This is a genomic window from Gluconacetobacter entanii, assembly GCF_013155425.1.
Lineage (GTDB): Bacteria > Pseudomonadota > Alphaproteobacteria > Acetobacterales > Acetobacteraceae > Novacetimonas > Novacetimonas entanii.
In genome coordinates this window covers 53,542-79,199 of record NZ_JABJWD010000034.1, presented here as the reverse complement: position 1 = coordinate 79,199, position 25,658 = coordinate 53,542, and the positions used below count along the sequence as shown (strand labels likewise).

The window sequence follows — 25,658 nt, the reverse complement described above, 5'->3', positions numbered from 1 at the left end:
CCGATACGCAAGCCCGAAGAAAGAACCGGCATGGTGTCAGGCAATCCGCAACCGCATGTCCACACCAGCGATGACGACCTGCCGTCATGGTCGCCGGTCATCCGCTACCTGCCCCCCGCGGCGATAGGACGGCCGGAGGGTTGGGCACGGCTGCTGGCGCGCGCGGCCGCCAGCGGTTTTACCGACCTGCTGGTTGCGCCCCTGTTTGCCGCGACCGGGGATCCGTTCCTCGTATCCTCCCATTCCGAAGGAAGCGCGGACCTGTCATGGGATGTCCCGTTCGCGACGGGATTGCGCCAGTTATGTGCCGCGGCGCGCAAACATGGGATCGCCATCCTGCTCGACCTGCCGCTTGACCGGATGGCGCGGGATGGAACGCTTGCGCGCCAGCATCCCACATGGTGCCTGCCGGATCATGACCCGCGTGCCGCCAGATGGGATTTTGCCGGACATTCACAGGAAATTCACCGATACTGGGCCACGGTCCTGCATTCCCTTCTGGAGGCAGGCGTGGCGGGGTTCCGCTGTGACGCGCCATGGGATGTGCCACCTGAAATGCTGCGGGACATCATCCGCTCCTCGCACGCGATCACGCCCGCATGCCGCTGGATCGCATGGACGGCGGGCCTGCCCCCTGACATGGTGCGTCAGGTCGCCCTGAGCGGGGTGAACATGGTCAGTTCCTCTCTCGCATGGTGGAACCGGCGCGATCCGTGGTTCGAGGCGGAATGGGCGCCCCTTCCCCCCGGTGTCGGGCGGCTTGCATGTCCGCTGCCCCTGCCCGGCGGGTCAGCCCCGCTGCTGCCGGGCGATCAGGTGGTCATGAACCTGCGCCTGTGCGGGGCAACCGGGGATGGCCTGCTTGTTTCCGCAGACGATGATGACGGGCAGGACATCAGGGTGCGCGATGCGATCATCGCGGCAGGCCGGATGATTGCCATGCGACGCGGGAAGCCGCTGCCACGTCCCATGCGCCTGACATCCGCCGATGCACCGGTCACGGTCCTGGCGTTCCACGCGGAGCGTTATACGCGGCTGGTCCTGGCGAATGCATCCTTAGGGCAGGAGGCTTTCCTCCCCCTTGCGACCCTGCCGCTGGATCCGGTGGCGTTCGGGCCGATTGATGGCGATATCGCGGTCGCGCACCAAATCCGCAAGGGGCGGCTTGGCCTGCGTGCGGGCGAGGTACGGGTGCTGGAGGGCGCGCGGCAGCATGCGCCGGTCATGACCCATCCCTCCCCGGATGCGCGCACCGCCGCACGCCACAGTCGCATCGTCATTGAAAACGTCACCCCCGCCATCACCCCCTCCCGCTTTTCTGCCAAGGCGGAAATTGACACCCCGGTCATGGTGGAGGCCGATATTTTCATGGACGGGCACGACCTTCTGGCGGCCCGCCTGTGCTGGCGCGCCATGGACACGGCCTGCTGGCGGCATGAACGCATGGAGATGATCGGGAACGGCCGCTGGCGCGGTTTCATGTATCCGGACCGGATTGGCCCATGGGAATACACGATCACGGCCTGGGTGGACAGTTACGCCTCCGTTGCGCGCGCCCTTGAGAAGAAACAGGCCGCAGGCCGTATCAGTGCGCAGGACGTGGAAGATGCGCGCCTGCTGATCCACGCTGCCGCCACGGACGCGCATGATACGGAGCGCCAACAGTGCCTGCACCTTGCGCAAACGCTGCCGGACCTGCCGCAGGAGGAGGCGCTACGCCTGCTGCTTTCGCCACAGGTGCGCACCCTGATGACGCATGTCGCAAGACGGCCATTCCTGACGCAGCTTCCGGCCCCCGTCCCGATCTTCGTGGATCGCCGCGCCGCGCGATATGGCAGTTGGTATGAACTGTTTCCCCGTTCGCAAAGCCCCGTACCGCATCAGCACGGGACCCTGCGCGACGTCATCGCGCGCCTGCCCTATATCCGCGACATGGGCTTTGACGTGCTCTACTTCCCGCCCATCCATCCGATCGGTCGCCTCAATCGCAAGGGGCGCAACAATGCCCTTCATGCGGACGCAGACGATGTCGGCAGCCCGTACGCCATCGGATCGGACGAGGGCGGGCATGACAGCATTCATCCGCAGCTTGGCACCTTCAGCGATTTTCGCGACCTGAACCAGGCGGCACGCGCGCACGGCCTGGAACTGGCGATGGATTTCGCAATCCAGTGCGCGCCCGACCATCCATGGATCACGCAGCACCCGCAATGGTTTGACCACCGCGCGGACGGATCGATCCGGCATGCGGAAAATCCGCCCAAGACATATGAGGATATCGTAAATGTCGATTTCTATGCCGAAGGGGCCATCCCGTCGCTATGGCTGGCCCTGCGCGATATTGTGCTGCTGTGGATCGGTGAAGGTGTGCGGATCTTCCGCGTGGACAATCCCCACACCAAGCCCCTGCCGTTCTGGGAATGGATGATTGCCGACATACACGCGCTTTATCCGGAAACCATCTTCCTGGCGGAAGCTTTTACCCATCCCGGCATGATGTACAGACTGGCAAAGGCGGGATTCACGCAATCCTATACCTATTTCACGTGGCGCAATGGCAAGGAAGACCTGATGTCCTACATGACGGAGATCACCAGCGCGCCTGTCTGCGATTTTTTCCGCCCCCATTTTTTCGTAAACACGCCGGATATCAATCCGTTTTTCGTGCAGGACAGCACGCGCGCCGCACATCTGATCCGCGTGACGCTGGCCACCACGCTGTCGGGCCTGTGGGGCATGTATGAGGGGTTTGAACGGTGCGAGGCAACGCCCATTCCGGGGCGCGAGGAATATATGGATTCCGAAAAGTACCAGATCCGGAAACGCGACATCCAGCATGGACCCGACATCATAGCTGAAATCACCATGCTGAACGCGATCCGCCGCGACCATCCCTGCCTGCAGACGCACCGGGGCGTGCGTTTTTACAATATGTTCAATGACGCCATTATATATTTTGCAAAGGGCATGACCGACATGTCCGATGTCGTGCTCGTCGCCATCAGCCTTGACCCGGCCGCCGTGCAGGAAGCCGATTTCGAAGTTCCCCTGTGGGAATGGGGACTGGCGGACAACGCCTCCATCCGGGTGCATGACCTGGTGCATGACCGGCACGGGACATGGCACGGAAAGATCCAGCACATCCGCCTTGATCCGCACGACCTGCCATTCGCGATCTGGCATGTCCGCCCGGTGGAAGGACATGAAGCATGACAGGACACGTCCCGGCACAGGCAACCGACCCGTTATGGTACAAGGACGCGGTCATATACCAGGTCCATGTCAAATCATTCTTTGATTCCGACAATGACGGGATCGGCGATTTCCGTGGCCTGACCTCCAGGCTGGATTACATCGCGGACCTTGGCGTCAACACGATCTGGCTGCTGCCGTTCTATCCCTCGCCGCGTAAGGATGATGGCTATGACATTTCGGCCTATCGCGCGGTGCATCCCGATTACGGCACGATGGCGGACGTGCGCCATTTCATCAACGCCGCCCATGCACGCAACATCCGCGTGGTCACCGAACTGGTGATCAATCACACATCGGACCAGCATCCATGGTTCCAGCGCGCGCGCAAGGCGAAACCCGGATCGGTCGCACGCAATTTCTATGTCTGGTCCGATACCGGCACGGAATATGCCGGTACGCGCGTCATTTTCTGCGATACGGAGATTTCGAACTGGACGCGCGACCCGGTGGCGGGGGCATTTTACTGGCACCGTTTCTATTCCCACCAGCCCGACCTGAATTTCGACAATCCGCATGTCCTGCGCGCGATCCTCGGGATCATGGCGTTCTGGCTGAAACTTGGTGTCGATGGGCTACGCCTCGACGCCATTCCCTATCTGGTGGAACGTGACGGCACCAGCAACGAGAACCTGCCCGAAACCCATGCCGTCCTGCGCCGTATCCGCGCCGCACTGGATGCACGCTTTCCCAACCGCATGTTGCTGGCCGAAGCGAACCAGTGGCCGGAAGACACGCGGGAATATTTCGGCAATGGCGACGAATGCCACATGGCGTTCCATTTCCCGCTGATGCCGCGGATGTACCTGGCCATGGCGCGGGAGGACCGCTTTCCCATCACCGACATCATGCGCCAGACACCCGATATCCCCCCGACATGCCAGTGGGCGATCTTCCTGCGCAACCATGACGAACTGACGCTGGAGATGGTGACCGACAGCGAACGCGACTTCATGTGGAACGCCTATGCCGCGGACCGACGCGCGCGCCTCAACCTTGGTATCCGCAGGCGCCTTTCCCCCCTGCTGGAACGTGACCGGCGGCGGATCGAACTCCTCAACAGCCTGCTTCTGTCGATGCCCGGAACGCCGGTCGTCTATTACGGCGATGAAATCGGCATGGGCGACAACATCCAGCTTGGCGACCGCGATGGCGTGCGCACGCCGATGCAGTGGTCGCCCGACCGCAATGGCGGCTTTTCGCGCGCGGACCCCGAACGCCTTGTCCTCCCGGTCATCATGGACCCGCTTTACGGATACGCCGCCGTCAATGCGGAGACACAGCGGCGCGACCCGTTCTCGCTGCTGAACTGGATGCGGCGCATGCTGGCGGTGCGGGCACGATCACATGCGTTCGGCCGGGGCACGCTGACATTCCTTTCGCCGGGCAATCGCAAGATACTGGCTTACCTGCGCGAACATGAGACCGACACCATCCTGTGCGTCGCCAACCTGGCACGCTCCGCGCAGGCGGTGGAGCTTGACCTGTCGCTGTTTGCGGGGCGGGTTCCGGTGGAAATGATGGCGGAAAGCGTCTTCCCCCCCGTGGGGCAACTGCCCTACCTGCTGACCCTGCCGCCTTACGGCTTCATGTGGTTCCGCCTGTGCAGCGTAACGGAAAACCCGACATGGCATGTCCCGGCCCCCGAACCCCTGCCGGAATTCCGCACGCTGGTCCTGCGCCGGTCCCTGCGCGAACTGACCGACGCGCCCCTGCGCACGGTCATGGAAGGGGAACTGCTGCCACTCTATCTGGCGATGCGGCGATGGGCGTCCGCGCGGGGACATGCGATCGACCATATCCATATGACCGAGGCCATAACGCTGGGCACGCAGTTCCTCCTGTGCGAGATCGCGGCAACCACGGGCGAGCGGGAGGCCAGCTATTTCCTGCCGCTGGGCATCGCGTGGGATACGGACAACCTGCCCGCCCTGCCGCAGCAACTGGCCCTGTCGCGCGTGCGCCGCGGCAGGCTGACCGGATACCTGACCGATGCGTTCGCGCTGCCGGCATTCGTTGCCGCCATGCTGAAGGCCATGGCGGAGGAAACCCGCCTGCCCGCGCGTGAAGGCGAGGTCATCTTCCGCCCCGCCGACGCCTTCCGCACGCTTGAACTGCCGCCTGACGCACCCATCCACTGGCTGTCCTCCGAACAGAGCAACAGTTCCCTGATCGTGGCAGACAAGGTGGTCCTCAAGCTGATCCGCCAGCCACATGCGGGCCTGCATCCCGAAGTGGAGATGACGGAGTTCCTGACACACAGGGGCGCGCGCGGCATCGCGCCCTTCCTTGGCGAAATGCTGCGGATGGACCCGCAGGGCACGCCCCATACGCTTGCCATCATGGAGGGCTTCATCGGCAACCAGGGCGACGCGTGGAGCTGGACGCTGGGCTACCTGCGCGGGACGGCTACCGACCTTGCGCTCAGTGGGGAAGAACAGGTCGGCATGCGCGCCGAACATGTCGCATTCTTCCGCACCCTTGGCCAGAGGCTGGGCGGCATGCACGCGATCCTGGCGCAGGACAGCGACAATCCGGCCTTCACCCCCGAACGGGTGGGCGCGGATGATATCGCCGCACTGGCCGCCACCATCCATGAGGAGGTCGTGCGTGCGCTCGACGTCCTTGCCGGTATCCACGACTGGCCACATGCCGAGGATCAGGCGCGCGCGGCCGCACTGCTGGCGGGGCGGGACGCGCTGCTGGCACAGGTCAGCACGCTGGCGTCCGCAGGCGTCGGGACGCTGCGGACGCGCATCCACGGGGATTTTCACCTGGGTCAGGTGCTGGTGGTGGAAAATGACGCCGTCATCATCGATTTCGAGGGGCAGCCCCTCACCCCGCTTGCCGAACGGCGGAAAAAGGCAAGTCCGCTGCGTGACGTGGCGGGACTGCTGCGTTCGATCGCCTATGTCGCCGATACCGCGCGCCTTGCCGACAGCGATACGACCAGCCACCCCGCCGCCGAACAGTCCGCCGAGCGGGCAACGGAATATGTCAGCGCATTCCATGACGAGGCCTGCCGGACCTTCATGGAAGGATGGCGCGAAGGGATCGGGGAAAGTGCGACGGCCCTTGGCACGGAACAGGCGCGATCCGCGCTGCTGCATCTGTTTGTGATGGAAAAGGCGGCCTATGAAATCCGTTACGAGGCCGCGAACCGCCCGACATGGATCGGCACGCCGATCGCGGGACTGCACCAGTTCCTTGACCCGCCCCCCACGCAACCCCCTGTAAAACCCGCAGCACAAGGAGAACGGCCGTGACGGAACATCTCCCCACCCTTCGCGCCGGGCATGATGCCGACGCCCGGCTTGAAGCCCTCCTGTGCGGGCGGCTCGGGGATCCCTTTGCATTCCTTGGCCGCCATCCCGGCGAGGGGGAGGATATCATCCGCGTGTTCATGCCCGGTGCACGCACGGTCACACTCGTCAACGCCGCCCCGTCCAGGCGCGGCCGCCGCAAGGGGCCTGCGGAATGGCCGATGGAGCAGGTCCATCCCGGCGGCGTCTTCATCGGCCATGTCCCGACCGGCACCCCCTACCGCCTGCGGGTGGAATGGGAAGGCGGCGTGCAGGAGACCGAGGACGCCTATGGCTTTGGCCTGCTGCTGGGGGATTTCGACCTGCACCTGATCGCACGTGGGGAACATCAGGACCTGTACCGCGTGCTGGGTGCGCATGTCATGGAAATCGGGGGCATCAGTGGCGTGCGCTTTGCCGTATGGGCCCCCAATGCGCGCCGTGTCTCGGTCGTGGGGGATTTCAACATGTGGGACGGGCGCCGCCATCCCATGCGCCTGCGCCATGAACATGGGATATGGGAACTGTTCATCCCGCGCATCGGGGCCGGAGAGCGCTACAAGTTCGAGATCCTTGACGCGCAGGGGCACATGCTGCCGCTCAAGGCCGACCCGCTGGCCTTTGCGGCCGAGGTCGCGCCCGCCACGGCCTCCGTCGTTGCACCCACGATCGATTTCGACTGGTCGGACGATGCATGGATGCATACACGCGGGACACGGCAGGACATCAATGCCCCCATCAGCATTTATGAAATCCATGCCGGATCATGGCGCCATGCGCAGGCAGGTCATGTGGACTGGGACGAACTGCGCCTGACATTGCTGCCTTATGTGGTGGAGATGGGGTTCAGCCATATCGAACTGATGCCCATTGCGGAATATCCCTTTGGCGGGTCATGGGGATACCAGCCACTGGGCCTGTTCGCGCCGTCCGCCCGGTTCGGGCCGCCCGACAGCTTCGCCCGGTTCATCAATGCCTGCCACCTGGCGGGGATCGGGATCATCGTGGACTGGGTGCCGGCGCATTTCCCGACCGACCCGCACGGACTGGCGCGTTTCGATGGCAGCGCCCTTTATGAACATATCGACCCGCGCGAAGGATACCATCCCGACTGGAATACCCTGATCTACAACACCGGACGGCGCGAAGTCAGCGGGTTCCTGATCGCCAGCGCCCTGTTCTGGCTGCATCAGTACCATATCGACGCCCTGCGCGTGGATGCCGTCGCCTCCATGCTGTACCGCGATTACAGCCGCGCGCCGGGGGCGTGGATCGCCAATGTGCATGGGGGGCGCGAAAACCTTGAATCCATCGCCTTCCTGCGGCACCTGAACGCAACCGTTGCGGTGCGCTCCCCCGGCGCCATCATGATCGCGGAGGAATCCACCGCATGGCCCGGTGTTACGCGCGCCGTCAGCGAAGGCGGCCTGGGCTTCACCTTCAAATGGAACATGGGGTGGATGCATGACACGCTGGATTACATGGGCCATGACCCGATCCACCGGCGTTACCATCATAACGAAATGACGTTCGGCCTGCTTTATGGATTTTCGGAACATTTCATCCTGCCCCTGTCCCATGACGAGGTCGTGCATGGCAAGGGATCGCTGATCCAGCGCATGCCGGGCGACACGTGGCAGAAACATGCGAACCTGCGCGCCTATCTTGCCTTCATGTGGGGACATCCGGGCAAGAAACTTCTGTTCATGGGCGGGGAACTTGCCCAGCGGGAGGAATGGAATCACGAATCCCAACTGGCCTGGCACCAGCTTGACACCCCCGAGGGCAACGGGGTCCGGCAGCTTGTCCGTGACCTCAATCACCTGTACCGCGCCCATCCCGCGCTTTACCTGTCGGACGGTAACGCCGAGGGGTTTGCATGGCTGGTGGGGGATGACTACGAAAACTCGGTCTTTGCATGGATCCGGCGAACTGCCGGCACACCCACGATCATGGTCGTATGCAACATGACGCCCGTGCCACGACATGATTACTGCATTGGCGTGCCGCATGCAGGAACGTGGCACGAAATCCTCAATACGGACAGCAGCCTTTATGGGGGATCAAATGTCGGCAATTATGGCGGCATGCAGACGCGGCCCCATGCCGCGCACGGACATTCCTGCTCCGTCAGCGTGTCGCTGCCGCCCCTCGGGGCCCTGTTCTTCCGCCACGAAGCGGAACAGGCATAAAACTTTCAAAAGTTTTTGGTGAAGCTTTTTTCCAAAAAGCTTCAGAAGACCGCCGCCATTTTTAAAAAGGAGGCACCCGGAAGCTTTTATGGGGATTTTTCCCGAAACCGCTGACTATCCTGCCACAAGGTCGAACAGCAGCACCGAACGTCCCACCGCGGGATAGGAAGTACAGGCCGGGAAAAGCCGTTCGTCCCCTTTCTCCTGATGGGCCATATTGGTATCCAGCAGCAGGCGCCAGTGCTGCTCCGCCACGGAGGGCAGCACGAACTGCACATCCTCATGCCATGAATTGAAGACCAGCAGCAGGGTCGCATCCTCCCCACGTTTCATGATCCCGGTCCTGCGCGCCCGCCCGTCGAGCATCAGGCCAAGGCAGCGGGTCACATCCCAGTCACCGATCGCCATTTCATGGCCGGTGGCGTTGACCCATGTCAGTTCCTTGATATCGAGTTCACTGTTATAGGCTTCCGTCAGGAACCGCCCGCGACGCAGGATGGGAAACTGCCTGCGCAACGCCGTCAGGCGGGAGACGAACCGTACAAGCGACCCGTTACGTTCCGGCATCGACCAGTCGATCCATGAAATATCGTTATCCTGACAATAGGCATTGTTGTTTCCCAACTGTGTCCGCCCGAATTCGTCCCCCGCCAGCAGCATGGGCGTGCCCTGTGAAAACAGCAGTGTCGCCAGCATGTTGCGCATCTGGCGTTCACGGATACCGATGATCCGTGGATCTTCCGTCGGGCCTTCAACGCCATAATTGCTGGAATTGTTGTCCGACGCCCCGTCACGGTTTCCTTCCCCGTTGGCGTCGTTATGCTTGTCGTTGTACGAAACGCAGTCATTGAGCGTAAAGCCGTCATGCGCCGTTATGAAATTGACGCAGGACCATGGCTTGCGCCCCTGATGGTCAAACAGGTCCGGACTGCCCAGAAGGCGTGGGGACAGCCTGCTCGCCAGTTGCGTTCCTTTCCAGTATTCGCGGACATCATCACGAAACCGGTCATTCCATTCGGCCCAACCCGGCGGAAACGCCCCCACCTGGTAACCGCCCGGCCCACAGTCCCAGGGTTCGGCGATCATCTTGACCGTCTCCAGCGTCGGGTCCTGCGAACAGGCCTTGAGGAATCCGGACTGGTTATCAAAACCGTTGGGTTCGCGCGCCAGTATGGTCCCAAGGTCGAAACGGAAACCATCGACATGCATTTCATCGGCCCAGTAGCGCAGGCTGTCGGTCACCATCTGGATCACGCGCCGGTGCGACAGGTTGACGGTATTTCCGGTGCCCGTGTCATTGACGTAATAGCGCGGCTTATCCGCCACAAGGCGGTAATAGGAAGCGTTGTCGATGCCCCGGAACGACAGCGTCGGCCCCAGTTCATTCCCCTCGGCCGTGTGGTTATAGACAACATCCAGTATGACCTCGAGCCCGACATCATGGATCTGCGACACCATTTCCTTGAATTCCCGCAAGGACTGCGCACGGTCAGAGGCATAGCCGGGGTCGGGCGCGAAAAAACCGATGGTGTTGTAGCCCCAGTAATTCCGTAATCCCTTTTTCAGCAGGTATTCATCACTGATGAAACTGTGTACCGGCAGGAATTCGATGGAGGTCACGCCAAGGGACTTTATGTACTCCAGCACCTCGCGCACCGCCATCCCGGCATAGGTGCCACGCAGGCCTTCAGGCACATGGGGATGCTTTTTCGTATATCCCTTGACATGGGTTTCATAGATCACCGTCTGGTCCCATGGCAGCGGATTGCGACCCGATTGGCCGCGCCAGTCAAAATTCGGGTCTATGACGACGCATTTCGGCACAAAGGGCGCGCTGTCACGGGTATCGAAGCTGAGATCCGCATCCCGGTGGCCGATGGTATAGCCAAAAAGCGCATCATCCCATTTCAGGTCGCCCATATGCGCACGCGCATACGGATCAAGCAGCAGTTTGTTCGGGTTGAAACGATGCCCTGCCTCAGGTTCATACGGTCCATACACACGGTATCCGTAAAACTGTCCCGGCCGTACATCGGCAATCCAGCCATGGAAAATCTGGTCGGTATATTCCGGCAGGGTGATCCGTTCGACTTCCTTTTCCCCATGTTCATCGAACAGGCAGACTTCAACCCGGGAGGCATGGGCGGAGAAAAGGGAGAAATTGACGCCTTTCCCGTCCCATGTCGCGCCACGGGGATAGGGGGAGCCTTCACGCAGACGTGGATTTACCGGGTTGGTCATCGCAATTTCCTGCCCTGCAAGCAATGTCATATCCCGGCTAACCCATGGGGGACGAAACAGTTGCGGCATGGTGCGTTCCACGCGATCATCGCGACAGGTGATGACCTTGCAAATAAACCCGTCTACCTCGAATCTTTACTTTACAGCCGGAATACCCACAGAACACTGACCAAGTCATACGGATATTTTTTGTGCATCGCAAAAAACTTACCTGCAATTTAATTTGTTTGACTGGCTTATTTTTTTTGATACGATCCCAAGAAAACATAAAAAAGAAAAAACAATACTATGCCTGATACATCCCAACGTTTTCCGGACCTTTCCCATCCACAAACCGTCATGTCCTGCCCTGACCGGCAGGTTCATGCCCTGGCCCGACCGGGCAGGAGGAATGCAGCGCGCGTACCATGACATGGCCTTCCCCACGGGACGGCACTCTGGAAAATCCATAACAAGCAAAACCTGACAATAATAAAAAAAGAACTGTCATGGTCATGAAAAACATGCCGCACGATTTCCGCACGGCGTCTTCGTCCCCGCGTGCGCTGCCTGCATTTATGTGTTCCGTCATGACGGCGGCGGCCCTTGTCCTGCCCCATTGCGCACATGCCCAACCCGTGGCGGACACCACCACATCGCACGCACCTGCGCCGTCCTCCCCTTCCGCACCCGTTCCGGCCCACCGCGAAAATGCCGAGGAATACGGCCCGACCCCGCGCAGCATACAGCGTCCGCCCAACACCCCCATTCCACCAAGCGGCGTGCCACTGATCCCCACGGCCGGCCTTGCCCCGCTCAGCGTGGCGCCCATCAGCAGTCCCGGTGACAAGACATCGTTCCACAAGATTGAACTCGACGCGCTGAGCCATCATGAAGGGATTGCCGGCCTGCTTCCCGCCTCCGTGGATGCGATGCGTGATACCGACCTCGAGGATCCCTACTACGTCCCGACCGCGGGCACCGGCCATCTGGTCCCGCAGCTTGGGGGCTTCAGGTCCATGCTGCTCAACCATGGCGTCAGCTTCGCCTTTACCTACAAGGGGGAGGCCATGGGCGTCATTGACGGCGGCGTGCAGCGCGGGATGAGCTACGTCCATGAACTGACCGCGCAGGTCAACTTCGACCTTGAAAAGATGGCGAACCTGACGGGATGGTCCGTGCATACGCTGGTCATGGAGCGCGCGGGCCGCGCCGTAAGCCGCGACCGGGTGGGGGAATATTACGTCAACCTGCAGGAAGTCTATGGCCTGTCGGGACATATGGTGGCGCATCTGGTTGATTTCTATGCGGAAAAGAAGCTGCTGAACAATCACCTCGACATCACGTTCGGCCGCATGGCGCTGACCCATGTGTTCGCGACATCACCGCTGCTGTGCTCCTTCATGGTGACATGTTCCGCCCCCGTGGCCCTGAAGCTTGACCCCGGGTTCAGCGTCTATCCCAAGGCCACGTGGGGCGCGCGCCTGCGCCTGCGCCCCACGCGCGATACCGCCATCCAGCTTGGCGCGTATGAGGTCAGCCCGCTCGCCAGCAATCCCAGCGGATGGGCATGGGACAGCGAACCGGCGACGGGCCTGATGCTGCCCATCGAATTCACGTGGCAGCCGTTCCTGACGCGCAACCGCCTGCCGGGGCATTACGTGCTGGGATATGCCCATGACACCACGCGCTATCCCGACCAGATCGGGGTCAGCCTGCCTGCCGCCCTGCGCACGGCCGCCGGGCGGCAGCGTTCGGCGCCGATGGACATGTTCTGGTTCGAAGGTGACCAGATGATCTACCGCCGGGGGGGACGCAACCAGATGGCCGGTGGCTACCTGATGGCGGGATATATCCATAACACCCCGCATGTCACCTCCATCGCGGACCAGGCCTATGGCGGCCTGTCGTTCGCCGCCGTCATCCCGTCACGCATGACGGACCGCCTGGGCATCATGTATTCATGGTACCATGTCAGCCACCGCAAGGAAGAAGGCCAGGTCCTGATCCAGGATGCGGGCTACTCTCTCGGCAGTGCCGTGCGGGCGCCACAGACCAGTTCACATATCATCGAGGCCTATTACGCCATCGACGCGGCACCGGGTGTACTGGTCCAGCCGGAATTCGAATACATGATCCATCCGGGTGAAACACACCACATTCCCAATGCGGCGCTTGTCGGCCTGAAGGTCATCGCCAACCTGTAGGGAATGGTACATTTTGTCACGACATGAACACACAAAGAAAGAAACAGATAAATATTTGAAATAAACAGGAAAAAGACAGGAAATATATTTCCACATATAAAGGTTTCATGGGAAGTTTCAGCATAGGGAAAATTGAATTCCGGAGTTTCCGCTTCTTTTCACATGTGTGCTTTCTTCTTGTCATGACAGGCCTGCTTGGCGCGTGTTCCGTCGGCCCCCACTACCGCCCGGAACACGTCGCCCTTCCCGGGCATTATCACGAGGACGAAGCCAGCGATAAGGACTTCCGCCCGCAGGAACTGGTGCAGTGGTGGCAGCAGTTCCATGACCCGATCCTTGATCGCCTGATCCTGCTGGCCTTCGACGCCAACCATGACATCCGTGCCACCGCGCAACGCGTCCTGGTCGCCCATGCCCTGCGCGATATCGAGGCATCGCAATGGTATCCACAGATCGATTTCAGCAGCCAGAATGGCGACCTGATGAAATCCACAAGCCTGTCGAATGCAATGCCGCATATCGACGAGCTGCCACGTGATCCGCATGCCTCCATGCTGTCGTACGGCTTCGGGGCAAGCTGGCAGATCGACCTGTTCGGGCGCATTGGCCATCAGGTGGATGCCCGTGACAAGATAATCGCACAGGCACAGGAAAACCGGCATGCCATCATGCTGACCGTGTTGGCCGAAATCGCGCGGAACTACATGACGCTGCGCGGCACGCAGCATCGACTGGCCATCATTGACCAGCATATCGTCACGGCCGGACACCTGCATGACCGCGCCATACGCCTGCAGCAGGCCGGGGTGGGCAATACACTGCATGTTGCACAGACGGCCTCCCTGCTGCATGCCCAGCAGTCGCAGCGCGCGGTTTTGTGCAAGACGATCAGCCAGAGCATGCATGCGCTGGAGATCCTGGTGGGGCGCCTTCCCGGGGACCTGCGCACGGAACTGGCCTCCACCGTGCCGCTGCCACATGTGCCACCCGCGCCCGAGACCCTGCCCGTTCGCCTGCTGCGCCACCGGCCCGACATACGCCGCGCGGAACGGGCCTATGCACGGGCGATGGATGATATCGGGACCGAAGTGGCCGGGATGTATCCCGACCTTGTGCTTCCGCTGACCTACAACCCCAATGCCTCCACCTTCTCGCAACTGTTCGCGGCAGGCGCGCAGGCGTGGCAGGCGCTGGCCATGACGTCACTCCCGCTCGGGCATGGGGGGCAGCAGCAGGCGCGCGTCAGGTCCGCACAGGCCATCGCCGAGGCCGGGCGACTGAAATACCACCAGCAGATCCTGACGGCCCTGCGGGAGGTGGAGGATGCCATTGTCGCATGGAATGGCAAGAAGACGCATGTGAGCCTGCTGCACCAGGCGGCCCGGCAAAGCCGCCTGGCCAACCAGCGCAGTCGCCGGCTTTACGAGGCGGGGATATCCGACCTCCTGAACGTGCTGGAAACCGAGCAGTCGGCCCTGCGGGCCGAGGACACGGAATTATGCGCCCATATCGACTGGCTCCACAGGACGGTTGACCTGCACGTAGCACTCGGCAGCGGATGGGAAAGCCGAAGCTGATCCCTGCTTTTTCATGTCCGGATGAAATGCAGCCATTGTGCGTCGCACAATTTTACTGGTGATATTTTTGTAACTACTTAGAAATATATATTAATACTTGACATATTGAACGATTTTTCAGATGTTCCTGCACGGCCACTAAAAACAAAAAAGACGGTCAGCATGAAACAAGCCTGTTTGCTCCTTCTCCCGTTCGTGGGCCTGCTGTGGGTGCCACTGTATAACCGCACGGACCCGATCCTGTTCGGTTTTCCCTTTTTCTACTGGTACCAACTGGCATGGGTGCCCGTCACCTCCGTGCTGATCTGGTGCGCATGGAAAGCGGGGAAACACTCATGAACACGGCCCCTGCGCCCGGCATGGCCGGGATTGGCGTTTTCATCTTCTTTTTCCTCGCCACCATCATCCTTGGCACGACCGTGCGCCTGTGGCGACCGCTGCTCTCACGCGGACGGGCACGTCCCGCCACGGGGGAAAATGACGAATGGGGGCTGGGCGGTCGCGAATTCGGCGCGTGGATCACATGGTTCCTAGTGGGGGGGGATTTCTATACGGCCTATACGGTCATCGCCGTCCCGGCACTTGTCTATTCCACAGGGGCGTATGGCTTTTTCGCGCTGCCCTATACCATCATCGTCTATCCGTTCATCTTCGCCGTCATGCCACGACTGTGGACGATCGCACGCAATGGCGGCCATTCCACTGCTGCTGACGTAGTGCGGGCACGCTTTGGCAGTCGCACGCTGGAACTGGCCATCGCGGTGAGTGGACTGGTCGCGGTGCTGCCCTATATCGCGCTGCAACTGATCGGTATCCGCACGGTGATCGAGGCGCTGGGCTTTTCGGGCACCCTGCCGCTGGTTTTCGCCTTTGTCTCGCTCGCGGCCTATACGTGGCTGGGGGGACTGCATGCGCCTGCGCTTACGGCCTTCATCAAGGATGTCATGATCTATATCGCGGTACTGGCCGCGGTGACGATTGTGCCAATCTATCTGGGTGGTTATGGCCACATGTTTTCCGTCGCGGCGCGGCACCTGCCCCCGACGGCAGCGGGGCAGCCACTGTCATCCTCGCAGGTCATCCCTTACGCGTCCCTGGCGCTTTCCTCCGCCTTTGCCGCGTTCCTGTATCCCCATACCCTGACGGGGATACTGGCGGCGAAATCTGCTGATACCATACGGCAGAATGCCGTCTTCCTGCCGATCTACACGATCGTGCTGGGCCTGATCGCGATGCTGGGCCTGATGGCGCATGCGGCGGGTATCGTCACCTCCTCCCCCTCGCAGGTGGTGCCACAGCTTTTCCTTGCGATCTTTCCGTCATGGTTTGCCGGATTCTGCTTTGCCGCCATCGCCATCGGCGCGCTGGTGCCTGCCTCGGTCATGGCGATTGGCGCGGCCAACCTGATTATGCACAACATCCTGACCGGGCATAAGAATTCGGTCGCAGGGGCACGGATCGCGGGTTTCGGCATCAAGGTGGGCGCACTGCTGTGCGTGCTGTTCCTGAACGCAAAGTTCGCAATCGACCTGCAGTTGCTGGGCGGGGTCATCATCCTGCAGACCTTCCCCGCACTGGTTCTGGGACTGCTGCCGCTGCGCATGCCTGCCCCGGCACTGATCGCGGGATGGGCCATCGGGTCGGTGTCGGGACTGTCGCTGTGCTGGATCGACGGACTGAAGCCCCTGCACACGATCGGGGCCGGCACGATGACGGTCGCCGTTTCCACCGGCCTGCTGGCGCTGGCGATCAATATTGCCGTGACCATGGCCTGTTCCGTCGCCATGCGTGCTGCCGCACCACGGCAGGTTGCGGTCCCGGCGGAGCAGCAGGGAGAATGATTCCCCCATCGTTTCATAACGATGGATACCGGCCGCGCCCGGAAATGCGTTTGACTCATTGAAAAGTTTCTGGGTGCCGCCTTTTTTTCAGGAAGGCGGCGTCCCTTGAAGCTTTTTGAAAAAAGCTTCACCAAAAGCTTTTATGAATTTACGACATTTTCTTATTCGGGAAGGTCTTTTTCCTTGCGTTCCTTTTCCGCGCCGATGCTCATGCGCTGGTAGATCCCCAGCACAAGCACGATCAGCGTGGCCGTCAGCAGCAGGAACACCGGATAGACCATGTCCGCCGGGCTTTTGTTGCTGACTTCGAAGACACCGACAAGGCCTTCGATAAATACGGCAATGATGATGGTGGTGATGAAACGGGTCAGGCTGACGCGGGCTTCGGCAAGGGTCTGCTTGCCCTTGGTCTGCACCACCTCTTCCTCGACAAAATATTTTGCGACATCAAAGACCGCAATGGCGATCACGACGTAGCTGACGGCCTGGATTACGGCATCGCGCATCCCCAGCCATGAAGTCCGCATTGCGAAGATCGGCCCGGAAATACCGTAGGCCATCAATGTCATGGCCAGCATGATCAGGACGATACTGGCGATGGCGAAAGCAATTCTTGACAGGAAGCGCATTTGAAACAAAGCGACCTCGCATCAGAATTTTTTCATATTATATTGTAACAGTCGTAAAAAAAGGGGCGCCAGAGCACCCCTTTTCCCGTGGCAATCAGACAGCCTGCAGGTTTGCTGCCGACGTCTTGCCATTACGACCTGTTTCCAGTTCGTAGGTCACTTTCTGACCTTCATTCAGGCCATGCAGGCCCGCGCGCTCTACAGCGCTGATATGGACGAAAACATCGGCCGTGCCGTCATCCGCCTCAAGAAAGCCAAAACCCTTCTGGGCGTTGAACCATTTAACTGTGCCTGTAGCCATGACAGGACTCCTATATAACCCGGCAGCCATGCGACCTTGCATGGATTAAAACCCTTCATTTGCGGAGAAACTCGACAGTGCCTCCAGGGGCACGTGATAGCTTTACCGTGGCAGAAAAGTTCAGCCGTGCGCCTTACATAAATCAAAGCACTTTCAAATGCACGGTTTTTATTATTCCAGACACAGAATATTTCATGTCATTCGCGGAAATACAGGGAAAATCAGGCATCATGACCCTGTAAAAAAGACTTCTTCACACCCGGCGCACCTCCCTCAGGCGCATCCATGACCGTCGCACGGTCCCGGCGCGGGGACAGAACAGGCCGTATCAGGACCGACGGGTTCCATCGAAATGACTGCACCAGTCCCGCCCGGGGATGCATGTCCGTTCCCGGTGCCGGTCATGTACATACGCACGCGCCGGGGAAGCATAGCCGCCCCCAATCCTGAATATTCCATGTATCATATAATATTTATTCATATATTTACTATATAAAATGGATCACACACACAAATACCCGTGTCAATACCATGTATATGTCTGGGAAATAAAACAATTTATCGCATATCAGGGCAGCATTTTAAGGCATGCGTTTTGCCATTCATGTCTGCGATAACCCACGCCGCCTGTGTGGCATGCTGAATGAAGCCCCCGCATTTACGTCACGGACAGGCTGGACATTGCTGTCGGGACGGAACGTGGATCATGCGTCATTCTCTGGATATTCCTCATTGGGGTGCGACCTCCCTGCCCCGTTTCCTGCGGCCCCGCACGACACGCAACCGTCCTGCATCCGTGATGCTGCGCATGGTCGCGGTGATGGTGATGCTGCTTTCGATCGGGGGCCTCTGCCGCCCGGCACGTGCGGAAGAGGCCACCTCCCCGGGCATGACTCGCGAACAGGCCCAACAGGTCCTGTCGGTCATCAATGATCCCGAAAAACGGGCGGCGTTTGAAAACACGCTCTCGGCCATTGCCACGCAACTGCCACCGCCTGCACCCGTCACGCCGCCCGCACGCCCCGCGCCCCATGCTGCCACGGATGCCCTCTCCGTCCAGCCTGACAGCCTTGGCAGCGATTTCGTGCAGGACATGACATCGCTGCGCCATCGCCTGCTGGTGCAGGCCCAGCATTTTGTCGCGCTTTTCGGTGACCTTGTCTTTGTGGCGCACTGGACGCACACGGTCCTGACCGATCAGCAGTCGCGCGGCATCATGCTTGACGCGGTGGGACGGGCGACTTTCATCCTGCTGATCGCCCTTGCGGCGGAGCATGTCTTCTCGCTCCTGCTGCGACGGCCCCTCAAGAATGTCACGGCCCGTGCCATCGCCACCGAACAGCGCCTTGGCCAGGCCGCGGCAACGACCACGACACAGGCCGGGTCCGATACGGACACACAGCAGACACAGCAGCAGGATGCACAGGCGCAGCACGCGACATTGCGCCTGCTGGCACGCGTGCCGTATTCGCTTCTGCACCTGTTGATAAAACTGCTGCCGGTGGGTCTGTTCCTTGCACTGGGATATGCGTTCGCCGCCCTTTTGACGACCACGCATCAGGCGGCCCTTGTCACGATCACGCTGACCAACGCCTATGTCGTCGCGCGCGTTGTCTATCTGCTGATGGAAACGCTGTTCGTTCCGCATTCGCCTGCCATCCGCCTGTGCAATGCCAGCGACCAGACCGCCTTCATGGTGACGCGCTGGCTCAATTTCCTGGTGGCGGCGCCTTCGGTGGTGGTGTGCCTGTCCACGCTTGGCGGGGTGTTCGACATGCCCGCACGCGGGACGGAGGCGATCATCCGTACCGTGGTGCTGGTGGAACATGTGCTGGTTGCGATCTTCACGTGGCGGGTGCGCATGCATGTGGCCGTTGCCCTGCAGCCATCCGAACGCCTGCGCAAACAGCCGTTCTGGATGTTCATGGGCAAGCTGGTCTACCTGTGGTGGATCCCGGCGATGTTCTTCAACTTCGCCCTGTGGCTGATCTGGGCGACGCATATCAGCGGCGGGTATGAATGGATCATCCGCACGGTCATCCTGACGACGCTGGTCGTGATCCTGTCGCGCCTGTTTTCGGTGCTGGCCTACAACCTGCAGAACCGCCTGTTCCATATCTCTCCCGCGCTGGAGGCACGCTATCCCGGGCTGCAGGCGCGCGTGGACCATTATTACCCCATTTCGCGCAAGACATTGACCTTCCTGCTCTATTTCGGGACTGCCGTGCTGTTCCTGCAGTCACTGGGCCTGCCGGCGATCCATTTCTTCATGTATTCACGGCTTGGCACCAAGGTCATCGACGCGATCCTGACGGTGCTTGTCGCCTATACGATCGCGATCATCGTATGGGAAGGCGTCAATGCGGCGCTCCAGACACAGATCAACCATTTTGACGCCACCGCGCAGGAGGGACGGGCCAGTCGCCTGCGCACCGTCCTGCCCATCATCAAGACAGTGCTGCTGGCGATCATCGTCATCATCGTGGCGGTCACCACGCTGTCACAGATCGGGATCAACGTGGCCCCCCTTCTGACGGGTGCCGGGATCATGGGCGCCGCCATCGCCTTTGGCGCGCAGAGCCTGGTCAAGGACTTCATCACCGGCTTCTTCATGCTGGCGGAAAATGCCATCCAGGTGGGCGACTGGGTCACCGCCAGCGGCATTTCGGGCACGGTGGAACACCTGTCGATCCGCACGCTGCGCCTGCGCTCGGTCAATGGGGACCTGCATATCATCCCCTTCTCCGAAGTGTCGTCCATCGCCAACACCTCGCGCGACTACAACCTCGTGGTCACGAATTTCATGATCGACCTGAGCGAGGACCCGCAGCGTGTGGCAACGATCCTGCATGAGGAACTGGAAAAACTGCGCAAGACCACGCAGTACGGGCACCTGATCCTGTCGGAATTCTCGTTCCTCGGGGTCGAGCAGGCCGATGGCAACGGTGCCAGCTTCCTCGGGGCGTTCCGCACGACACCCGGTTCGAAATGGAAGGTCTATCGCGCCTATTACAGCCGGCTTGCGGTCAGGATGAACAGCGAGGGGATCAAGTTCCCCGCGCCCAGCAACATCAACCTGCTGGGCAACATGCCCGGCGCGCCTGCGCTTGACATCCGCATCAGGGAGGCAGCGCCCCCGACGCCAGCGCCTGCACCTGCGGATGCGCATCCGCACGCCTGACATTCCCTGCGGGGGGGGTATTCTCCTGCCCCGCCCCTGCATCCATGCGCAGGGGCGAAGCCGGGGAGAAGGCCGGTGGTCAGGCCACGCGGATCTCGACCTTGTGCAGGCCCTTAAGGGCATGCGCGTCGGGATGGCCGACATGGAACGGTTCGGACGGCAGCAGCTTCAGGTCGGAAATGTCCGTCAGCGGCAGGCAGCTCCACTGTCCGGTGGGCGGCACGCCCTTTTCATGCGCATCTTCACCGCGATAGATCAGGACATGCGCGACCCCATCGGTTTCACCCAGCGCATGCGGTGAACCCACATAGTTCTTTTCGTCGAAGGTAAACCCGACAACGACTTTTTTCTGGATTGCCTCACGCAGGCTATCATGAACTGACATCAATATTTTCCATCTTGACTGGAGAAGGCTTCGTACACCGTCTGTTATAACGGAGCCCGCCTTTATACCCTTCCCGCCCGGACAGAGAAGTGGGCCATGCTGCCAGCGCACGCAATCCAGCCCTGCATTGCGCCACCACCACGCAGACATGGCAACCCGACAGGCGTCTGATGGCAAAGTTTGCAATTGCCTTGTCCTGCATCACCCGTCAAAAGGAAATCTGGCCGGCTGCATGTTCCTGCCGGCGCACCCGTTTCCATGAAGGTCACGCAATGACAGCCAGACGACAGCAGGGAGGCCCGATCATCATCGCATGGCCGCTGATCCTGCTGGCGCTGGTCGGCCGTATTGCGTTTGGCGGGCTGGCCGCCCCGGATAACGTGCTACACCCGCAAAGTGAGCAGCAGTCCCTGCTGTCGATCCTGTGCGCAGGCGACATGCCCGCGGATGATGGCCACCATGACCATCACCTGCCCACGGCCGACATGGCGACCGTACTGGCCGAAGCGCACGGACTGGACGCCCCCCTGATGTCGGGGGCCGGTTTCGTGGGGCCGGGTATGTTTGCCATGCTGGCCGGATCGTGGATATTCCCGCCCGTGCGCGGGCCGCCACGGGCACGGTATTCCGCCCTGTGCCCGCAGGGGCCCCCTCACCTGAACTGAATCTGCCGCCTTCTGCCCCCGCCATTGCGCGGGCGCGCCCGATTCATCTTTCAGGTTCCTTCAATCATGCGTTCCACATTCAATGCGCCGTCGCGCCTTATGGGCGTTGCTGGCTGCATGGTGGCCGTCGCGGCCTGTGCCGCGATGTCGCCGGCCCATGCTGCCGACGCGCCCGCACATCGCGCCACGCCAGCGCCCCCACATCAACATGCCCGGCATCAACATGGCCGGGCGCCCCGTCCCGCGCCTCAGACGACATCCGGTACAGGCGAACGGATTACCGTCATCGGCACATCGCACGCACCCGCGACATTCCATCCCTCCGGCCAGACGACCTACAGCGCCCCGCGCGAAAACTTTGCCAACCATGTCGGACAGAGCGTGGCCGACATGGTGGTGACCATCCCCGGCGTCAGTTTCGTCGCGGGAAACGGTCCGCGCGATGTCGTGGTGTCGGTCCGGGGATCGGGCGACCGGCAGGCCTATGGCATGAAAAACATCCAGGTTCTGGAGGACGGCTTCCCCATGACCCAGCCCGACGGGACGGCGCGCTCCGACCTGATCGACCCGCATGCCTATGACGGGGTGGATGTCTTCCAGGGCCCGGCCTCCACCGTGTTCGGCAATTACGCGATCAATGGCGCAATCAATTTCCGCACGCGCCAGGGCGCGGATATCCACGGGGTGGAGGTCGGGTCGGATTTCGGCAGTTTCGGCATGGTCAACAACTATGCCACGCTGGGCCTGTCGGGGCGGAAATATGACCTTGTCATCTTTGGCAGCGACGTGCGCGGCAACGGCTTCATCGCCAACAGCGCCTACCAGACCTCGACGGAGAACCTGCGCCTGCGGGTCAACCTGACGCCGTCGGACCGGCTGGTGGTGAAATTCGTCAACAACATTACCGATACACGCCTGCCGCTGCGGCTGTCGCTGGCGCAATACGCCGCCAACCCGTTCCAGTCGGGATGCGCCAGCGCCAGCCACGCGGCCGCCGGATGCGCCACGGTCAGCCTGCTGGCCAATGGCAGCTATGGCGCGCGCATCGCCGTCAGTCCGCAGGCGGCGGGGCTTGGCCGCTTCGACCGCCGGACGGTCGCAGGCATACGCTGGGAGCATGACGTCAACGCATCGACCACGGTCCACACGCAGTTCACCTATGACCAGCGGCATATCGACCAGCCCACCTCGCCCTATGCCTATACCGGCCCGTATGATTCCTATGCCGGCAGCAGCGATGTCACGAATACGGCGCATGTTGCCAGCATGGCGCTGAACAGTTCCGGGGCCATCAGCTTTGACGACCTCGACGCCCTGTCCGCGGTCCGCAATGTCACGACAGCGGGCCACGACCATCCGGGCGCCCTGACGCAGTCAAGCTGGAGCCACCAGTGGAACGCGGGCCTGCGGTTTCAGGAGGACCTGCAGTTCGCACGGGCGTGGCACCTTGTCGTGGGGCTGGGGGGCACCTATTCTGGGCTGAGGGCGCAGGAGACACTTTTCACCAGCAGCGCCAGCGGCACCAGCCGGCGTCCTGTCGCCGCCGACCGGCATTTCTTCAACCTCGCCCCGGAGGCCGCGCTGACCTATGCGCCCTCACGCGACTGGACGCTGCATGCGCGCATGGGCACGGCCTATGCCACGCCCACCACGTCAAACCTGTTCATCACGCCGCAGGGCACATACGGGAACAACACCCGGCTGAAGAGCGAGACAAGCCTTGGCTTCGATTTCGGGGCGGACTGGCATCCCTCCGCGACCCTTGATGTGCAGGCAACGGGTTTTTACGAATTCTATCACAACGAACTGGTCAGCCAGTCGGCGGGCGTAAATACGGTGGGGGCCTATACGTTCAACGCCCCCGCCTCCCAGCATCGCGGCGTGGAGGTGGGCGCGACGTGGACGCCCCTGCCGCGCACGCTGTCGGGTGCGCGGATCATGCTGAGCTATACCTACGACAACCAGATCTATACCCGTTATACCGAAGTCCTGTCCAACAGCACGATGTCGCGCGCGCTGGACCGGTCGGGGAACAGCATTCCCGGCGTCATCCCGCATTTCCTCAATGCGCGTGTCCTGTATGACCAGCCAACCGGCCCGCTGCAGGGACTGGGCGGTTATGCCGAGGTCACGTGGCGGGGCGATTACTGGCTGGACAACGCCAATCTGCTCAGGGCGCCGGGATATGCACTGCTTAACCTCGAACTGCATTACGACCCGCCTGCGCGTTTTGGATGGGCGCAGCGGCTGCATGGATTTTTCGAAATACAGAATGTCGCCAACCAGACCTACATCGCCGGGGCAACGAACATTACCGACACCCTGGCATCCAACGGGCATAATGCAGGGGCGGCCGTCCTTGCGACCAGTACAGGCTCGATCTATGCCGGATCCCCACGCGCCTTCTATGGCGGCGTGAAGGTCCGTTTCTAAGGACGCACCCATGAACATCCCCCATGATACCCGCCCCCGCCGCACGATGCGCGCGCTGTGGCCCGATTACCGCGTGGTCTGGCGCTGGCATTTCATCGCCGGACTGCTCTGCCTGCCTTTCGTCGCTTTCCTGTCGCTAACGGGCAGCATTTACCTGTTCAGGCCACAGATTGATGACCTGATCGACTGGCGTTACGAACATCTTGCCACAAAGGGCGACGTGGCCGCGCCCTCACGGGTGGTCACGGCCGCGCTTTCGGCGGTACCGGGATCGCACTTCCTCGCCTATGAACTGCCACGCACATCCCACAGCGCAGTGCGTGTGATCGTCAGCCACGGCGGCGACGCCATACGTGTCTATGTCGATCCCCAGTCCCTTGCGGTCCTGAAGCAGGTTTCCGAAGAACATCGCTTCGAGCGCATCATCTTCAACCTGCATGGGCAACTGCTGCTTGGCAATGCTGGCTCCATGATCGTGGAGATGGTGGCGTCATGGACGATCGTGCTGGTTGTGACCGGCCTGTACCTGTGGTGGCCGCGCGGGCGCACGGGGCAGGCCGGCGGCATTGCATATCCGCGCCTTGCGGCCGGGGGACGCCTGCGCCTGCGTGACCTGCATGCCGTCACCGGCGCGTGGCTGTCCATCTTTGTGGTGCTGTTCCTTGCCTCCGGCCTGCCATGGTCGTTCGTGTGGGGGCATGCGTTGCAGTCCGTTGAAAAAACCGTCGGCCGCTTCACGGCAATACAGGATTGGGAAATCGGCCATGTGCCCGCGCGCAACGTGATCGCGGGGGCAGGCGGCGCGCCTGCCGCAATGGACGCCATGGCGGGGATGAAGGACATGCCCGCCATGCCCGGCATGGATATGCCGCCCACCCCTGCGGCGGATGCCCCCGTCGATGGGGCCGCGCTCGACCGGGTGGTGTCCACCGGGGCGACGCTTGGCCTGCGCTATCCCGTGCTGGTGACACCCCCGTCACAGGCCGGACGGGCATGGCGGGTGCGTTCCGATACGCAGGACCGCCCCTGGCGCATGACGGTCGATGTCAGCGCCAACGGCCATGTCGAGGGACGCGATACGTTCGCGGACAAGCCGGTCATCGACCGGGTCATCGGATATGGCGTGGCTGCCCATGAGGGGCAACTGTTCGGAATCGCCAACCAGATCCTCAACCTCGTGGTGGCGCTCGGCCTGCTGGGCATGAGTATCGCAGCCTTCCTGATGTGGACCCGCCGCAAGCCACCCGGACATATTGGCGTTCCGGCGTCGCTGCCGGATGGGCGCATCGGGGGAGCGGCCATGGCCTGCATCGTGGTCATGGGGATCATGCTGCCGGAACTCGGCGCCGCGCTGGTGGTGATTATCCTGCTCTCCGCCCTCATACGACCTGGAAAAGGAAGTTCCTGAAAAAAAGTTTTTGGTGAAGCTTTTTTCAAAAAGCTTCAATAAGCGCCGTCTTATTTAAAAATTTT

General features: G+C 61.4%; 15 protein-coding genes. 11 read left to right on the top strand and 4 right to left on the bottom strand.

Annotation, left to right across the window (positions count from 1 at the left end):
- Positions 1-30 precede the first annotated feature (30 nt).
- From HNH97_RS17860 to glgB, 3 genes are read left to right on the top strand one after another with little or no spacing between them, the layout of a single operon-like run.
- Positions 31-3,213, top strand: a complete 3,183-nt coding sequence (locus tag HNH97_RS17860; protein ID WP_171790357.1) for a maltotransferase domain-containing protein — start codon at positions 31-33, stop codon at positions 3,211-3,213.
- Positions 3,210-6,518 (top strand): maltose alpha-D-glucosyltransferase, encoded by a 3,309-nt coding sequence (gene treS / locus HNH97_RS06625; RefSeq protein ID WP_171790356.1) that lies wholly within the window; start codon positions 3,210-3,212, stop codon positions 6,516-6,518. Before HNH97_RS17860 ends, treS begins: the two co-directional genes overlap by 4 nt.
- A complete protein-coding gene (gene glgB, locus HNH97_RS06620; protein WP_171790355.1) occupies positions 6,515-8,746 on the top strand; it encodes a 1,4-alpha-glucan branching protein GlgB in 2,232 nt (743 codons plus the stop codon). Before treS ends, glgB begins: the two co-directional genes overlap by 4 nt.
- Before the next feature lie 114 nt (positions 8,747-8,860).
- Here glgB and glgX read toward each other — a convergent pair whose 3' ends face one another.
- Positions 8,861-10,987: a glycogen debranching protein GlgX gene (glgX, locus tag HNH97_RS06615; protein WP_171790354.1), complete on the bottom strand. Its 2,127-nt coding sequence runs from the start codon at positions 10,985-10,987 to the stop codon at positions 8,861-8,863.
- 494 nt (positions 10,988-11,481) lie between these two features.
- On the opposite strand from glgX, the gene HNH97_RS06610 reads away from it, so the two are divergent.
- From HNH97_RS06610 to HNH97_RS06595, 4 genes are all read left to right on the top strand, one after another.
- A complete protein-coding gene (locus HNH97_RS06610; RefSeq protein ID WP_407716845.1) occupies positions 11,482-13,173 on the top strand; it encodes a carbohydrate porin in 1,692 nt (563 codons plus the stop codon).
- 182 nt (positions 13,174-13,355) lie between these two features.
- Positions 13,356-14,750, top strand: a complete 1,395-nt coding sequence (locus HNH97_RS06605; RefSeq protein ID WP_171790352.1) for an efflux transporter outer membrane subunit — start codon at positions 13,356-13,358, stop codon at positions 14,748-14,750.
- Between the two features lie 162 nt (positions 14,751-14,912).
- Complete coding sequence (locus tag HNH97_RS06600; RefSeq protein WP_110913396.1) at positions 14,913-15,089, top strand: DUF3311 domain-containing protein; 177 nt, start codon at positions 14,913-14,915, stop codon at positions 15,087-15,089.
- Entirely contained in the window at positions 15,086-16,591 is a 1,506-nt protein-coding gene (locus HNH97_RS06595; protein ID WP_244949341.1) for a sodium:solute symporter family protein, read from the top strand. Before HNH97_RS06600 ends, HNH97_RS06595 begins: the two co-directional genes overlap by 4 nt.
- 161 nt (positions 16,592-16,752) lie before the next feature.
- Here the strand turns inward: HNH97_RS06595 and HNH97_RS06590 are convergent, their stop codons facing one another.
- Together HNH97_RS06590 and HNH97_RS06585 are read right to left on the bottom strand one after the other, a co-directional pair.
- Positions 16,753-17,220: a hypothetical protein gene (locus HNH97_RS06590; protein ID WP_110913394.1), complete on the bottom strand. Its 468-nt coding sequence runs from the start codon at positions 17,218-17,220 to the stop codon at positions 16,753-16,755.
- A gap of 94 nt (positions 17,221-17,314) precedes the next feature.
- Complete coding sequence (locus HNH97_RS06585; protein WP_110095945.1) at positions 17,315-17,521, bottom strand: cold-shock protein; 207 nt, start codon at positions 17,519-17,521, stop codon at positions 17,315-17,317.
- An 826-nt stretch (positions 17,522-18,347) separates the two neighbouring features.
- Between HNH97_RS06585 and HNH97_RS06580 the strand changes: the two genes are divergently transcribed.
- Positions 18,348-20,702 carry a mechanosensitive ion channel family protein gene (locus tag HNH97_RS06580; RefSeq protein ID WP_244949343.1) on the top strand — a complete coding sequence of 785 codons (2,355 nt, stop codon included), beginning with the start codon at positions 18,348-18,350 and terminating at the stop codon, positions 20,700-20,702.
- 79 nt (positions 20,703-20,781) lie between these two features.
- Here the strand turns inward: HNH97_RS06580 and HNH97_RS06575 are convergent, their stop codons facing one another.
- Positions 20,782-21,087 (bottom strand): hypothetical protein, encoded by a 306-nt coding sequence (locus HNH97_RS06575; RefSeq protein ID WP_110913392.1) that lies wholly within the window; start codon positions 21,085-21,087, stop codon positions 20,782-20,784.
- Between the two features lie 272 nt (positions 21,088-21,359).
- Here HNH97_RS06575 and HNH97_RS06570 point away from each other — a divergent pair, with 272 nt between their 5' ends.
- From HNH97_RS06570 to HNH97_RS06560, 3 genes are all read left to right on the top strand, one after another.
- Complete coding sequence (locus HNH97_RS06570; protein ID WP_110913391.1) at positions 21,360-21,752, top strand: hypothetical protein; 393 nt, start codon at positions 21,360-21,362, stop codon at positions 21,750-21,752.
- A gap of 66 nt (positions 21,753-21,818) precedes the next feature.
- The gene (locus tag HNH97_RS06565; RefSeq protein WP_244949340.1) at positions 21,819-24,185 is read left to right on the top strand and encodes a TonB-dependent receptor family protein; all 2,367 of its coding nucleotides are present in this window, start codon (positions 21,819-21,821) and stop codon (positions 24,183-24,185) included.
- Positions 24,186-24,195: 10 nt separating this feature from the next.
- Positions 24,196-25,593, top strand: coding sequence for a PepSY-associated TM helix domain-containing protein (locus HNH97_RS06560; RefSeq protein WP_171790350.1), 1,398 nt, complete (start codon positions 24,196-24,198; stop codon positions 25,591-25,593).
- Positions 25,594-25,658 lie beyond the last annotated feature (65 nt).